The organism is Roseococcus sp. SDR (genome assembly GCF_019083995.1).
Lineage (GTDB): Bacteria > Pseudomonadota > Alphaproteobacteria > Acetobacterales > Acetobacteraceae > Roseococcus.
Window position 1 is genome coordinate 239,808 of record NZ_JAHRCU010000005.1, and the last position, 13,121, is coordinate 252,928.

At 70.8% G+C, this 13,121-nt stretch carries 14 protein-coding genes and 1 pseudogene; 9 read left to right on the plus strand and 6 right to left on the minus strand.

The features are described 5' to 3' along the window. Positions 1–1,560 carry a M81 family metallopeptidase gene (locus KTR66_RS08170; RefSeq protein ID WP_213612073.1) on the plus strand — a complete coding sequence of 520 codons (1,560 nt, stop codon included), beginning with the start codon at positions 1–3 and terminating at the stop codon, positions 1,558–1,560. 7 nt (positions 1,561–1,567) lie between these two features. On the opposite strand, the gene KTR66_RS08175 is transcribed toward KTR66_RS08170, so the two are convergent. Then, positions 1,568–1,939 (minus strand): hypothetical protein, encoded by a 372-nt coding sequence (locus tag KTR66_RS08175; RefSeq protein ID WP_213612074.1) that lies wholly within the window; start codon positions 1,937–1,939, stop codon positions 1,568–1,570. 98 nt (positions 1,940–2,037) lie between these two features. After that, a complete protein-coding gene (locus tag KTR66_RS08180; RefSeq protein WP_213612075.1) occupies positions 2,038–3,666 on the minus strand; it encodes a GMC family oxidoreductase in 1,629 nt (542 codons plus the stop codon). A 190-nt stretch (positions 3,667–3,856) separates the two neighbouring features. On the opposite strand from KTR66_RS08180, the gene KTR66_RS08185 reads away from it, so the two are divergent. After that, positions 3,857–5,428: an MORN repeat-containing protein gene (locus KTR66_RS08185; protein WP_213612076.1), complete on the plus strand. Its 1,572-nt coding sequence runs from the start codon at positions 3,857–3,859 to the stop codon at positions 5,426–5,428. Between the two features lie 16 nt (positions 5,429–5,444). Here KTR66_RS08185 and flgH read toward each other — a convergent pair whose 3' ends face one another. Genes flgH through flgF form a run of 4 tightly spaced genes read right to left on the minus strand, consistent with a single transcriptional unit; the run spans position 5,445 to position 8,674 of the window. Next, a complete protein-coding gene (gene flgH / locus KTR66_RS08190; protein ID WP_213612077.1) occupies positions 5,445–6,176 on the minus strand; it encodes a flagellar basal body L-ring protein FlgH in 732 nt (243 codons plus the stop codon). Continuing rightward, positions 6,173–7,129 (minus strand): flagellar basal body P-ring formation chaperone FlgA, encoded by a 957-nt coding sequence (flgA, locus tag KTR66_RS08195; RefSeq protein ID WP_213612078.1) that lies wholly within the window; start codon positions 7,127–7,129, stop codon positions 6,173–6,175. Before flgA ends, flgH begins: the two co-directional genes overlap by 4 nt. Continuing rightward, positions 7,129–7,914: a flagellar basal-body rod protein FlgG gene (flgG, locus tag KTR66_RS08200; protein WP_213612079.1), complete on the minus strand. Its 786-nt coding sequence runs from the start codon at positions 7,912–7,914 to the stop codon at positions 7,129–7,131. The genes flgA and flgG overlap by 1 nt, the downstream gene beginning before the upstream one ends. A gap of 16 nt (positions 7,915–7,930) precedes the next feature. Beyond that, the gene (gene flgF, locus KTR66_RS08205) at positions 7,931–8,674 is read right to left on the minus strand and encodes a flagellar basal-body rod protein FlgF (RefSeq protein WP_213612080.1); all 744 of its coding nucleotides are present in this window, start codon (positions 8,672–8,674) and stop codon (positions 7,931–7,933) included. Between the two features lie 195 nt (positions 8,675–8,869). Between flgF and KTR66_RS08210 the strand changes: the two genes are divergently transcribed. The 7 genes and pseudogenes from KTR66_RS08210 to KTR66_RS08240 form a co-directional block, all read left to right on the plus strand. Continuing rightward, complete coding sequence (locus KTR66_RS08210) at positions 8,870–9,367, plus strand: flagellar basal body-associated FliL family protein (protein WP_213612103.1); 498 nt, start codon at positions 8,870–8,872, stop codon at positions 9,365–9,367. A 23-nt stretch (positions 9,368–9,390) separates the two neighbouring features. Then, a complete protein-coding gene (gene fliM / locus KTR66_RS08215; protein WP_213612081.1) occupies positions 9,391–10,452 on the plus strand; it encodes a flagellar motor switch protein FliM in 1,062 nt (353 codons plus the stop codon). Next, positions 10,449–10,859, plus strand: coding sequence for a DUF6468 domain-containing protein (locus KTR66_RS08220; protein ID WP_213612082.1), 411 nt, complete (start codon positions 10,449–10,451; stop codon positions 10,857–10,859). The genes fliM and KTR66_RS08220 overlap by 4 nt, the downstream gene beginning before the upstream one ends. Positions 10,860–10,872: 13 nt before the next feature. After that, the gene (locus KTR66_RS08225) at positions 10,873–11,502 is read left to right on the plus strand and encodes a MotE family protein (protein ID WP_213612083.1); all 630 of its coding nucleotides are present in this window, start codon (positions 10,873–10,875) and stop codon (positions 11,500–11,502) included. Positions 11,503–11,559: 57 nt separating this feature from the next. Continuing rightward, positions 11,560–11,946, plus strand: coding sequence for a chemotaxis response regulator CheY (locus KTR66_RS08230; protein ID WP_213612084.1), 387 nt, complete (start codon positions 11,560–11,562; stop codon positions 11,944–11,946). Next, complete coding sequence (locus KTR66_RS08235) at positions 11,939–12,529, plus strand: protein phosphatase CheZ (protein WP_213612085.1); 591 nt, start codon at positions 11,939–11,941, stop codon at positions 12,527–12,529. Before KTR66_RS08230 ends, KTR66_RS08235 begins: the two co-directional genes overlap by 8 nt. Positions 12,530–12,615: 86 nt before the next feature. Then, positions 12,616–13,121 (plus strand): annotated as a pseudogene (locus KTR66_RS08240) (hypothetical protein); the annotation flags it as partial.

Sequence of the window (13,121 nt, forward strand, 5' to 3'; positions counted from 1 at the left end):
ATGCGCATCGCCGTCGCCGGCTTCCTGCACGAAAGCCATTCCTTCGCCCCGCGCCCGACCGAATGGGCGAATTTCCTGACGCCCGGTGGGCTGCCTGCGCTGCAACGCCCGGCCGCGATGATGGAGGGCCTGAAGGGCACCTCCACCTGCGCCTGGGGCGGCATCAGCGAGGCGATGAAACACGGCGCCAGCATCGCCCCGCTCGGCTGGTGCTTCGCCAACCCAGCCGGCCCCGTGACGCGCGAGGCCTTCGAGCGGATCAGCGCGATGATTGTGGATGCGCTCTCGGTCGCGATGGAGGAAGCGACCGTGGACGGGGTCTTCCTTGACCTGCATGGCGCCATGGTGAGCGATGACTATCCGGATGCGGAGGGCGAACTCATGCGCCGCGTGCGCGCGGTGGTGGGGCCGGCCATGCCGCTCGCCATCACGCTCGACCCGCATGCCAACATGACGCGGCAGATGGCGGAGCTGGCCGATGTCATCGTGCCCTATCGCACCTATCCGCATGTGGACATGCTGGCGGTGGGCCAGCGCGCCATGGCGCTGCTGATCCGGCGCATCCAGCGCGGCCAGCCCTGGGCCATGGCCTTCCGGGAGCTCGATTTCCTCATCCCCATCACCAGCCAATGCACGATGGTGGAGCCGATGGCGGGTGTGATGGCGCAGCGCGCGGAGATCGAGGCCGGCGTGGTCGAGCTCGCCTATTGCTTCGGCTTCCCCTACGCGGATTTCGCGGGCTGCGGCCAGGCCATCGCCGCCTATGCCGAGACGCCGGAAGCCGCCGCAGCCGCGGCAGAGGCGCTGGCCAAGGCGATCCGCGCGCGCGAGGCGAGCTTCGCCGGCGCGGTGCAGCCGGCGGCGGAAGCCGTCGCGGAGGCGATCCGCTCCTCCGGCGGCAAGCCCATCATCATCGCCGACACGCAGGACAATCCGGGCGGCGGCGGACATGGCGACACCACCGGCCTGCTGGCGGAACTCATCGCGCAGGATGCGCAGGGCGCCGTGCTGGCGCCCATGAACGACGCCGAGAGTGCGGCCGCCTGCCACGCGGCGGGCGAGGGGGCGACCATCACCCTGGCACTGGGCGGCAAGAGCGATGGCGTGCCGCTCACCGTGACCGGCGTGATCGAGAAGCTGGGCGATGGCCGCTTCACCCTGACCGGCCCCATGGGCAAGGGCAACCCGGCCGATCTCGGCCCCTCGGCGCTGCTGCGCATCGGCGGCGTGCGCGTCGTCATCGTCAGCCGCAAGATGCAGGCGCATGACCAGTCCATCTTCCTGCAACTCGGCGTGGACCCGGCGCAGGAAAAGATCGTGGCGGTGAAGTCCAGCGTGCACTTCCGCGCGCATTTCCAGCCGATCGCGGCCAGCGTGCTGGTGGCCGCGGCACCCGGCCCGGTGGTGGCGGACCCCGCCACGCTGCCCTTCACCGCGCTGCGCGAGGATATGCGCCTGCGCCCGGGCGATAATCGCCGCTTCGGCTGGCAGAAGTATCGCCAGCCGAAGAAGGGGCCGCAATCGGTGCTGGAGATTCCGGAGAAGGAAGAAGAGGCTTGAGGGCGCCTCAGGGGCAGGTGATCTGCAGGTAGCGCAGCACATGGGGCACCGAGGGGCCGGTGCCCCTGATCGGCTCCTGCCCCAGGGTGGCGGGGATTACGCTGCTCATGTTGGTGACGGAAAGCTGCGCGGAAGCGGCCGGCAGGGTCCCGGGGGGCGGAACGAACTGGACCGTCAGGGTGACTTGGGGGGCACCTGGCGTCCATTGGGCGAAGTTTGCGAAGACGTCGTAGCGATAGGTCGGGCCCCCGCTCCCCATGCCGAACCCGATGCTGGTGGTGACGACGATCGTGTTGTTGCAGACGAAAGCCTGGGCGGTCTGGGCGGATGCGGGGCCGCCTGGCAGCAGCAAGGCGGCAAGGGCGAGGGCAAGACGCATGTCGGTTCACTCCTGTTCCCGCTCATCTGGCCCGAGCCTCCGGGGCGCGCCAATCGGACCGGCGGATGGCGGCGATCCGCGAGGCCGATGACCGCCGATCACGCCGCGCTCGCCATCTCCCGCCCGCGGATGAAGTCGCTGGCCTTCTCGGCGATCATCAGCGTCGTCGCATAGGTATTGGCGCTGACCATGGCCGGCATGATGGAGGCGTCCACCACGCGCAGCCCCGTCATGCCATGCACGCGCAGGCGGTCATCCACCACCGAGGTCGGGTCATCGGCCGGGCCCATCCGCGCGGTGCCGATCAGGTGGTAGGTCGTGCTGCCATTCTTGAAGGCGAAGTCCAGCAGCTCGTCATCCGTCTGCACATCGGGGCCGGGCAGGGTTTCGCGATCCACGAAGGGGGCGAGCTCGGGCGTCGAGAGCATCCGCCGCAGCAGGCGCATGCCGCCGATATGCACGCGGCGATCCATCTCGTCCGAGAGGTAATTGGGCTGGATCTCCGGGTCCTCGAAGACGTCGGTGCTGCGGGCGCGGACCCAGCCCTTGCTCTCGGGCCGGTGCTGCCAGGCGCCGGCGGTCATGCCGGGATAATCGTCCAGCACATAGACCATGCCCTCCTTGTAGGAGCCGGGCGTGAAGACGCATTGCAGGTCGGGCTGGTCGAGGCCTTCGAAGCTTTTCCAGAAGACATGCGCGTGGCTGGGTGCGGTGGCGAGGATATTGGGCTGGCCGGTGCCCCAGCGCAGCAGCTGCTTGCCAAGGTTGAGGCCCTTGGAGAGCTCGTTCAGCGTCTGCGTGCCGGGCTTGGCGCGCATCACGAAGCGGCTCGCGTAGTGGTCGCGGAAATTCTCGCCGACGCCGGCGAGTTCGTGCCGGACCGCGACGCCCAGCTTCTGCAGCAGCCAGCCGGGCCCGATGCCGGAGACCTGCATCAGGCGCGCGGTATTGGCCGTGCCGCCCGAGAGGATCACCTCGCGCCGCGCACGCACCTCGACGGGCTTGCCGCCGCGCTCCGAGAGGTAGCGCACGCCGACGGCGCGCTTGCCCTCCAGGATGATCTCGCACGCCCTCGCATTGGTGCGCAGCGAGAGGTTGGGGCGGTTCAGCGCATTGTGCAGGAAGGCGCGATAGGCGCTGACGCGGCGGCCGTTCAGGATCGCGCGCTGGAAATAGCCGACTCCCGCCTGGTCACCGCTGTTGTAGTCGGGATTGCGGGGGATGCCCAAGCCCACGCAGCCGGCGATGAAGGCTTCGGTCACCGGATGGATCCAGTCCATGTCGGTGACGGGAATGCCCTCGGTGCGGCCGCGCCGCTCGGGGTCACCATAGCCGATGCGGCGCTCGGTGCGCATGAAATAGGGCAGGCAATCCGCATAGCCCCAGCCGCGATTGCCGCGCTGCGCCCAGTGGTCCAGGTCGTTCGGCTGGCCGCGATTGTAGATCATGCCGTTGACGGAGGAGGAGCCGCCCAACGTGCGCCCCTGCACGGTCGCGATGCGCCGCCCGCCGGTGCGCTCGGTGGGTTCGGTGCTGAACTGCCAGGTCACACCCGGGTCCTTCAGTGTCTTGATGAAGCCGGCCGGGATATGGATGAAGGGGTTGCGGTCCTTCGGGCCGGCCTCCAGCACGCAGACGCTGGATTGGGCATCCTCGCTGAGCCGTGCCGCGAGCAGCGACCCCGCCGCCCCGCAGCCTACGATCACATAATCGAACTCATCCGCCATGGCGCTTCCCCCGGTGTTGGCGAAGCCTAGCAAGGGGAATGCGGCCGAGCCAACACGGGGCCGGCCACCGCCCCTTGCCGTTCGTTTCGTCTCTGCTCAAGATTTATATCAGGCAAGGCAAAGGTGGGATGGCACGGGGCGGTGTTGGATGCCGCTCCTGGCCGCTCGCGTCGGAGAAGGTGATCGGGCGATGCGGATCGGAAGGGCGGCGCTCGCCGCATGGGCCTGGGCCATGCTCCTTGCCTTTCCGGCCTTCGCGCAGCAGAGCAGCTGGGTCTGCTTCATCGAGGGCGGCAAGCGGGAGCCCGCGCATTTCGAGCCGAACGGCAATGTCTATGTCGGCCGTCACGCGACGACGGAGGGGCTGGCCTTCAACGAGGCGATCGAGGCCTGCGAGCGGGGCGAGGGCAACCGCAACGCCTGCCAGGGCTCGATGACGCCGGGCGCGATCTGCCGGGAGATGGATGCGCAGCGCGCCGCCGCCTATCAGCCCGTGTTCCGTCGCCCGATGAACGTGACGCCCGGCGACTACCAGTGCGAGGCGCGCGGCACGGCGCCGATCGGCTATGGGGTGGGTTGGAACGGCCAGTTCCATTCCACCACCAACCCGGACTACCAGGCGGCGCGCCGCGCCATGGAGGCGCTCTGCACCAGTTCCACCTGCGAGCCGATGCGCTGCTTCCGGCGATCCGGCACGCCGCCCCAGCAGACGCAGGCCCAGCAGACGCAGCCCCAACCGGCGGCTGGCGGCGGTGGTGGGGGTGGCGGCACGGCCGCGCAGAGCTTCCAGCCGGGCCAGGTGCAGTATTTCTGGCGAGAGCTGGGCGGCAATTGGCGCAGCGCGACGACGCAGAGCAATGTGCAGGCCTGCAACTACGCGAGTGCCGAGGCCTGCGACGCCGGGAATGTCCGCGCCTATGCCCCCGGCGCCACGCAGGCGCTGCACCTCAATGGCTGCAACGCGCCGCCCATCCAGATCCAATGCGTGGTCGAGGCGCGGAGTGCGCCGCCACCGCCCCCTCGGCCGGTGACGCCCCCTTCGGCGGGCGCGCCCCCGCCGCCATCGCCCGACACCTTGGCCCAGCCGGGCCGCCCGGGCTGGACGGTGGATGCGCGCAACGGCTGCTGGGTGTGGAATGCCAACCCACGGGCGGATTCGAGGGTCACCTGGGACGGCGCCTGCCCGCGCGGCCCAGCGGAGGGGCCCGGCAGCGGCGACTGGCGCTGGACGGAAGACGGCCAGGCGCGCCTCGCCCGCTTCGAGGGGCCGCGGCGCGAGGGGCGCGCGCACGGCCAGGGCACCTATATCTACGCCAATGGCAACCGCTATGAGGGGATGTACCAGGATGGCCGCCAACAGGGGCGCGGCGTCTACACCTGGGCCAATGGCGACCAGTATGAGGGCGAGTTCCGCGATGGGCAGCGCACCGGCCGCGCCACCATGAGCTGGGCCAATGGCAACCGTTATGTCGGCGAGTTCCTGGATGGCCTGCGCAGCGGCCAGGGCCGACAGACCTTTGCGAGCGGCGACAGTTACGAGGGCAGGTTCCTGGCCAACAAGTTTCATGGCCAGGGCGTCTATGTGTGGCGCAGCGGCACGCGCTATTCGGGCGAGTGGAAGGCGGATCGGCCCGATGGCCAGGGCGAATACTATGTCGCCTCGACACGCACCACCTATCGCGGCACCTGGGTCGATGGCTGCTATCGCGGCGCCGATGGCCGCCGCGCCTCGGCGACGCGTCCCTTGAGCGAGTGCCGGTAACCGCCCGCAGCCATCCTCAGAAGGGCGAGATGATGTCGAGCAGCTGCTGCCCGAGCCGCGGCTGCTGGATGTCCGAGAGCGAGCCGCGCCCGCCATAGGAGATGCGCGCCTCGGCCAGCCGGTCATGCCGCACCGTGTTGTCGGAGGCGATGTCCTGCGGGCGGAGAATGCCTTGCAGCGAAAGCTCGCGCATCTCGTTGTTCACCCGCACCTCCTGCCGCGCCATCACCACCATGTTGCCGTTGGGCAGGGTCTGCGTGACGGTGCCGGCGAGGCGCAGGTTGACCGTCTCGTTGCGCCGGACATTGCCGTTGCCGTCGCTGTTGCCGGCGCTGTCGGTGTTGAGCAGCGCGGAGGGCACGGCGCCCGGCGGATAGAGCCGCCGCGGCGCGCGCTCCTGCCCGTAGAGATTGACGGCGGCGGCCGTCTCGCTGCCGGTGCGGCTGCGCTGCGTGCGGTTGGCGAGCTGCGCGTCGTCATCGATGGTGACGAGGATGGTGATGAGGTCCCCCACCTGCGCCGCGCGCTGGTCGCGCAGGAAGGTGCGGCTGCCGGGGCGCCAGAGCGAATTGGCGAGCGGCGGCGCCTCATAGGGGGCGGGCATGGGCATGGAGACGGGGCGGTAACGGGGGTCCTGCGTCGGGTCCGTCACCGGCGAGAAATCGGGCGCGCGGCCGATGCGTGAGAGGCGCTCGGCCTGGCCGCAGGCGGCCAGGGCCAGCGGCAGGAGGAGAAGCGCGGCCTTCATCGCGCGGCCACCGGGATGGCGCCCATGGCCACGCGCACCCGGCCGGGTGCCACGGCCACCCCCTCGACGATGTTGCGGCTGGCGAGGTTCATCACCGGCACCGTGGCGCCGCGCGCGGCGGCTTCCAGCGCGCGGCCCTGGGCGGTGAGCTGAAGCCCGCCCGCATCCAGCAGCAGCGTCACCAGCGCGTTCTTCTGCACGATGGAGGGCGGGCCGAGATCCACCAGCGCGAAGCCCTGTTCGGCGGCCATGGGCCGGCGCAGCTCCTGGCCCACCACCTGGGCGAGCTGCTGCGCCTGGCCGGGCCGCACGCGCTCGGCGCGCAGGCGGGCGAGGCGGGCATCATTCGGGCCGATCACCTCGCCCAGCGCCAGGCGCCGCGTGGCGACGACGACGGGCACCGTGACGACGGCCCGGCCGGCGAGGCGCATGCGCTGCGTGCCCGCGCCATCGGCCAGCACGACGAGCGTGGCCTGGAAGCGCGCACCGGGCTGCTCGACGCTCACCCCTTCGAGGGCGAGCTGGAACCAGGCCTGGGCGGGGATCATGGGCGGGATCAGGCCGGGGAGTTCGATCTCCATCTCGGGCTCGATGCCGTGGCGCGTGAGTTCGTCGCGCAGCAGCGCCTCGATCTCGGCGCGTGGCACGGTGCGGCCGGGACGCTCGATGACGACGCGCTCGGTGCCGGTCAGGGGCCGCCAGTTCACGCCGTTCTGGCGTGCGATGTTCACGATGTTCTGGACCTCCAGCACCATCCGGCGCCCGGGCTGGGGGCTGGCGGCGATGACCCGCTCCGCATGCGGGCCCGCCTGGTCGAAGAGGTCGCCGACGCGCAGCACCTCGCCATCGAGCAGCGCGTGTGGGCGCAGGATGGCGGGCGGCGGCGCGTTCTGCGCTTGCGCGCGGGCGGGCAGAGCGAGGGCGGCCAGCGCCAGGAGAGGGCGGCGCTGCATTAACGCAGCCTCGTCAGCGTGCTGAGCATCTCATCGCTTGCGGTGATGACGCGGCTGTTCATCTCATAGGCGCGCTGCGCGGTGATGAGCGAGGTGATCTCCTGCACCGTGTTCACATTGCTGGTCTCGATGAAGCCCTGCATGACCGAGCCATGGCCCGGCTGGCCGGGGGCTGCCGCCTGCGGCTGGCCGGAGGCCGGCGTGGCGAGGAAGAGGTTGTCGCCCACCGCTTCCAGCCCGCCCTCATTGGCGAAGATCGCGGTCTGGATCTGCCCCACATTCTGCGGCGCCACCTGGCCGTCGAGGCGCGCCAGCACCTCGCCGCTCGCGTTGATCGTGACATCCCGCGCGGCGGCGGGGATGGTGATGCCGGGCTGCACCACGAAGCCCTCGGCCGTCACCAGCACGCCTTCGGGGCTGAGGGCGAAGGTGCCGTCGCGGGTATAGGCGATCTCGCCCGAGGGCATCTGGATCTGGAAATAGCCATTGCCGCGGATGGCGAGGTCGAAGCGGTTTTCCGTCTGCTGCAGGTTGCCCTGCTCGGAAATGCGGTAGACGGCGGCGGTGCGGACACCGAGGCCCACCTGCGCGCCGGAGGGCAGCACGCTGCCCGTGTCGTTGCTCTGCGAGCCGACGCGGCGGAGGTTCTGGTAGATCAGGTCCTGGAACTCGGCGCGGCGGCGCTTGTAGCCGGTGGTGCCCATATTCGCGAGGTTGTTGGAGATGACCTCGACATTGGTCTGCTGGGCGAGCATTCCGGTCGCGGCGATGGCGAGGGAGCGCATGATTCAGGTTCTCCGATCAGCTGCGGCGGCGGAGCAGGCGGTCCACGGCGCTCTGCTGCCGCTCCCCCTCGCGCTCCAGGAATTGCGTGGCGAACTGGAATTCGCGCAGCTCGGCCATCATGCGTGTCATCTCCAGGACGGATTGCACGTTGCTGCCCTCCAGCGCGCCCTGGACGAGCTGCGGGCGGGCGATCTCCTCCGGCGCCTGGCCCGCGGCATCAAGGTGCCGGTCGCCCTCGGCGCGGAGCTGCTGTTCATTGGCGAAGCGCACGATGCGCAGCCGGCCGATCACGCCATTCTCGGAGCGGATGGTGCCGTCGCCCTGCACCTCGATGCGCGTATCGCCCGGGGACACGGCGATGGGGCGTGAATCCGTGTTGAGGACCGGCGCGCCGGTCACATCCACGATCTGCCCGTCGGCGCCGATGGCAAACCGTCCGGCCCGCGTGTAGCGCTCGCCACGCGGCGTCTCGACGACGAAGAAGCCCTGGCCCGAGATCGCGATGTCGAGCGGATTGCCCGTTGCGCTGATGGCGCCGGGCTGGGTTTCCCGCCAGCTCGCGCGGTCCCAGGTGTAGCCGACCTGGGCCGCGCCGTTCGGTCCGTGGACGCGGCCCTGGCGCTCCACATGCTCGGCGAAGATCGGGCGTGCGGCGCGGTAGCCGGGCGTGTCGGCATTGGCGAGGTTGTGTGCCGTGAACTGACTCGCGCGCTGCTGGGCGGTGAGGCGCGAGAGCACGATGTAGCCTGGGCTGTCCATGATCCCTCCGCGGTGGTGCTTCGGAAGCGGTTGGGCAAGCGGCATGCCAGGGCGGTGCGCGCCGAAATGGCATGGCCTGCCGCCTCGGCCGGGCAAGACCTGCCCGGTCCCGGCAAGTCGCGCCGGCTCAAGGCTTCGTTAACCCCGATGCGCCAGAGATCGAGTCTCCGATCACCAGAAGGGTGCTTGAAGGCGATGGCCGCGGCGAAGGGCGAAGAGGCGGCGGGGGAGGCGGAAGCCAAGCCCCGCGGGTCGAAGAAGAAACTGTTGTTGCTGGCGCTGCCGCTGCTGCTCGGCGGCGTGGGCGCCGGCGTGTGGTTCAGCGGCATCCTCTCGCCGGCACCGCCACCCGCACCCGCCGCCGAGGCGGAGCCGCAGCCGGTGAACCGCCAGCCGGTCTTCGTGAACATGCCCGACATCACGGCCAACCTGAACGCGCCCGGCCGGCGCGCCTTCATCCGCGTGAAGAGCCAGGTGGAGGTGGCGGGCCCGGCCGATGCGGCGGCGCTGCAGGCCGCCATGCCACGCCTCGTGGACCTCTTCACCACCTATCTGCGCGAGGTGCGCCCCGAGGAACTGCGCGGGAGCGCCGGCACGCACCGCCTGCGCGAGGAGCTGATCGCGCGCGCCAATGTCGCCGCCGCGCCGGTGCGCGTGACGGACGTGCTCTTCACCGAGATCCTCGTCCAGTGAGCGGCACATCCGAAGAAGACGACATGGCGGCCGCCTGGGGGGCGGCGCTGGCGGAGGAAGGCAGCGCGCCCGCCGAGGCGGCGGCCGAGGCGCCCGCCGAAGCCCCGGCCGACGCCGCGCGCGTGCTGAGCCAGGCCGAGATCGACAGCCTCATGGGCTTCGACGGCGGCGCAGGCGGCGATGCGGTCAAGAGCGGCATCGAGCAGGTGATCCATTCGGGCCTCGTCTCCTATGAGCGCCTGCCCATGCTGGAGATCATCTTCGACCGGCTGGTGCGCATCCTCTCCACTTCCTTGCGCAACTTCACCTCAGACAATGTCGAGGTCTCGATCGAGCGGCTCGCGAGCCAGCGCTTCGGCGACTACCTGAACTCGGTGCCGCTGCCCGCCATGCTCGCCGTCTTCAAGGTGGCCGAGTGGGACAATTTCGGCCTGATCGTGGTGGATTCCGCGATGATCTATTCGGTGGTGGACGTGCTGCTGGGCGGGCGGCGCGGCACGGCGGCCATGCGCATCGAGGGCCGGCCCTACACCACGATCGAGCGCACGCTGGTCGAGCGGCTGATCGGCGTGGTGCTGAATGACCTGGGCGACGCCTTCGCGCCGCTGACCGATGTGCGCTTCGAGTTCGAGCGGCTGGAGGTGAACCCGCGCTTCGCCGCCATCTCGCGCCTCTCCAATGCCTGCGTGCTGACGCGGCTGCGCGTGGAGATGGAGGATCGCGGCGGGCGGCTTGAGCTGCTGCTGCCCTATGCGACGCTGGAGCCGGTGCGTGAATTGCTGCTGCAGCAGTTCATGGGCGAGAAATTCGGCCGCGACAGCATCTGGGAGCGCCACCTGGCCGAGCAGCTGCGCCACACCGACATCAGCCTCGATGTGGTGCTGGACGAGCAGGTGATGCCGCTCTCCTCCGTCATCGCGCTCAAGCCGGGCGATCGCATCCTGCTGAACGCGCCGCCGGGCGCGCCGGTGCGGCTGCAATGCGGCACGGTGCCGCTCTTCGCGGCCGAATGGGGCCGCCGCGAGAACAAGCCCGCCGTGCGGATTTCCGACCCTCTGCGTCCCCTCTGGGAGGTCCTGCCATGAATGCTCTCGAATGGGCGGTCCAGGTCACCGTCATCGGCCTGCTGGCGGCCACGCTGCCCATGGCGTGGCGGCTGGACCGCATGCTGCGGGCCGTGCGCGCCGATCGCGCCGCGCTGCAGCAGGGCGCGGAAGGGCTGGGGGAGGCCTCGCGCACGGCGGAGGCCGCGCTGATGCGGCTGCGCGCCACCACCGAACTCGCCGGGCGGCAGGTGGGTGAGCGCGTCACCGCCGCCGAGACGGTGCGGGAGGATCTGCGCTACCTCGTCGAGCGCGCGGAGAGCCTGGCCGACCGGCTGGAAGCCGCGGTGCAGCAGGCGCGTCCTCTGGCGGGCGCGGCGCCGGCCGCGGCCCCGCAGGTCCGCAGCGAGGCCGAGCGCGAGCTGATCCGCGCGCTCGGCATGAAGTGAGGGGGATGCGGTGATGCGCTGGCCCACCCCGCGCCTGCTGCCGCTGGCGTTGCTCGGCATGGCGGCACTGGCAGGCGTGAAGCTGGAGGCGTTGCTGCGCGGAGAGGGCGCATCGGGCATCGTTGCCCCGGCGGTGGCCCAGGCACCCGCCGCCCAGCCCACGGCGCCGGCGGCCGGCCCGCCCGTCGCCGCCGCGCCGGTGCCCCCCGCCGCCGCCGCGCCGCCCGCGCCCGACCAGGCCGCCGAACGCGCTGTGCTGGAGGCGCTGCGTGCCCGCCGCGCCGAAATCGAGACGCGCGAGGCGGCGCTGGCCCAGCGCGAGATGCTCATGGCCGCGGCTGAACGCCGCCTCGCCGACCGCCTGGAGGAGCTGAACGCGCTGCGCCAGCGCCTGGAGGCCGAGGGCCGGCAGCGCGACGAGCGCACGGAGCAGGGCTGGCGCCAGATGGTGCGCCTCTATGAGGGCATGCGCCCGCGCGATGCGGCCGGCATCTTCGATGAGCTGGAGATGCCCGTGCTGCTGCAGGTGGTGGACCGTATGCGCGAGGCGAAGGCGGCCCCGGTGCTGGCGGCGATGCGGCCCGAGCGCGCCCGGGCGCTGACGACCGAGCTCGCGCGCCACCGGTCACGCCCGCTCGAATAACCGCATCTTAACCCCGGGTGGCGCAACAGGAAGCGCCGCAGCAAGGAGCAACCGCCGATGGCCCTGGACAAGAACATGAACGTCCTGATCGTGGACGACTACAAGACGATGTTGCGCATCATCCGCAACCTGCTGAAGCAGCTCGAATTCGACAATGTCGAGGAAGCGACGGACGGCGCCGAGGCGCTGGCCAAGCTGCGCGCGGGGAATTTCGGCCTCGTCATCAGCGACTGGAACATGGAGCCGATGACCGGCCTCGACCTCCTGAAGGAGGTGCGCGCCGATGCGCGGCTGAAGAACCTCCCCTTCATCATGATCACGGCCGAGAGCAAGACCGAGAACGTGATTGCGGCCAAGGCGGCGGGTGTCTCCAACTACATCGTGAAGCCCTTCAATGCGGAGACGCTGCGCGAGAAGATCGAGAAGGTGCTGGTCCATGCCTGACGGGAGCGGGCAGGACCCGATCGAGCAGGCGGTGCGGCAGGTGCTGGGCAGCCTCGCGGGCGACATGACGACCACCGAGGCCGCCCTGCTGGCCGAGCTGGAGGCGCTGGGCCGCGAGGTGCAGCGCGCCAAGTCCGAGATGGCGGCGCTGCGCGTGGACGACATCAACGCGCGCCACATCCCCTGCGCCACGGATGAACTGGACGCGGTGGTGGAGCACACCGCGAATGCGACGAACGAGATCCTCGATGTCTGCGAGGGATTGGAGGCGATGCAGACGCGCCTGCCACCCAGCGATGCGGAGGCGCTCGGCACCGCCGTCACGCGCATCTACGAGGCCTGCTCCTTCCAGGACATCACGGGCCAGCGCATCAGCAAGGTGGTGACGGCGCTGAAGGCGATCGAATCCCGGGTCGCCACCGTCACGGCCCGGTTCGGCTCGGGCGAGGCGCCGCCGCCGCCGGAGGATGAGGCGCCGGCCGCGCCGGTGACGGAAGGCCGCGCCCTCGCCAACGGCCCACAGATGCCGGGTGCGGGCACCAGTCAGGAAGAGATCGACAAGCTGCTGGCGAGCTTCGACTGATGCGGCCCGCCGCGCGCGCCCTCACACTGGCTGGCCTGGGGCTGGCCCTCCTTGCGCTGCCGGCGGCGGCGCAGGAGAGGGTTGGCGTGCGCACGGGTGATCATCCCGGCCATGGCCGCATCGTCTTCGATTGGGCGGCGGCCCCGGCCTATCAGGTGGAGCAGCAAGGCGATCGCGTCATCCTGCGCTTCCCCAGTGCCGATGCGATCGACCTGGCGGGGGCGCGGCGGCTGCCACGCAACATCCTGGCCGTGACCAAGGTGGCGGGCGGCATCGAGCTGACGCTGCGGCCGGGTTCCAGGATCCGGCATTTCCGCAACGGGCCCAAGGTGGCGCTGGACGCGCTCGACCCCACGGAAACGCGCGAGGCGGAGGCGCCGCGCCCGCCGGCCGAGCGGTCGCGCCCGGCGCGTGAGGTGGCGGCGCGGCCCGCGCCCGGCCAGACCCCCGCCATCGCACCGCCCCGCGCGGAGGCTGCACGGGCCGAGCCGACGGCCCAGGCAACGGCGCGCCCCGAGGTCGCGCGCCTGGAGCCGCCGCGCGGGGAGGCGCCCCGTGTGGAGGCGCCCCGTGTGGAGGCGCCGCGTGTGGA

Excerpts from the sequence above, each read along its gene's own strand:
- KTR66_RS08170 (WP_213612073.1), top strand. The coding sequence starts at position 1 with ATGCGCATCGCCGTCGCCGGCTTCCTGCACGAAAGCCATTCCTTCGCC.
- KTR66_RS08175 (WP_213612074.1), bottom strand. The coding sequence starts at position 1,939 with ATGCGTCTTGCCCTCGCCCTTGCCGCCTTGCTGCTGCCAGGCGGCCCC.
- KTR66_RS08180 (WP_213612075.1), bottom strand. The coding sequence starts at position 3,666 with ATGGCGGATGAGTTCGATTATGTGATCGTAGGCTGCGGGGCGGCGGGG.
- KTR66_RS08185 (WP_213612076.1), top strand. The coding sequence starts at position 3,857 with ATGCGGATCGGAAGGGCGGCGCTCGCCGCATGGGCCTGGGCCATGCTC.
- flgH (WP_213612077.1), bottom strand. The coding sequence starts at position 6,176 with ATGAAGGCCGCGCTTCTCCTCCTGCCGCTGGCCCTGGCCGCCTGCGGC.
- flgA (WP_213612078.1), bottom strand. The coding sequence starts at position 7,129 with ATGCAGCGCCGCCCTCTCCTGGCGCTGGCCGCCCTCGCTCTGCCCGCC.
- flgG (WP_213612079.1), bottom strand. The coding sequence starts at position 7,914 with ATGCGCTCCCTCGCCATCGCCGCGACCGGAATGCTCGCCCAGCAGACC.
- flgF (WP_213612080.1), bottom strand. The coding sequence starts at position 8,674 with ATGGACAGCCCAGGCTACATCGTGCTCTCGCGCCTCACCGCCCAGCAG.
- KTR66_RS08210 (WP_213612103.1), top strand. The coding sequence starts at position 8,870 with ATGGCCGCGGCGAAGGGCGAAGAGGCGGCGGGGGAGGCGGAAGCCAAG.
- fliM (WP_213612081.1), top strand. The coding sequence starts at position 9,391 with ATGGCGGCCGCCTGGGGGGCGGCGCTGGCGGAGGAAGGCAGCGCGCCC.
- KTR66_RS08220 (WP_213612082.1), top strand. The coding sequence starts at position 10,449 with ATGAATGCTCTCGAATGGGCGGTCCAGGTCACCGTCATCGGCCTGCTG.
- KTR66_RS08225 (WP_213612083.1), top strand. The coding sequence starts at position 10,873 with ATGCGCTGGCCCACCCCGCGCCTGCTGCCGCTGGCGTTGCTCGGCATG.
- KTR66_RS08230 (WP_213612084.1), top strand. The coding sequence starts at position 11,560 with ATGGCCCTGGACAAGAACATGAACGTCCTGATCGTGGACGACTACAAG.
- KTR66_RS08235 (WP_213612085.1), top strand. The coding sequence starts at position 11,939 with ATGCCTGACGGGAGCGGGCAGGACCCGATCGAGCAGGCGGTGCGGCAG.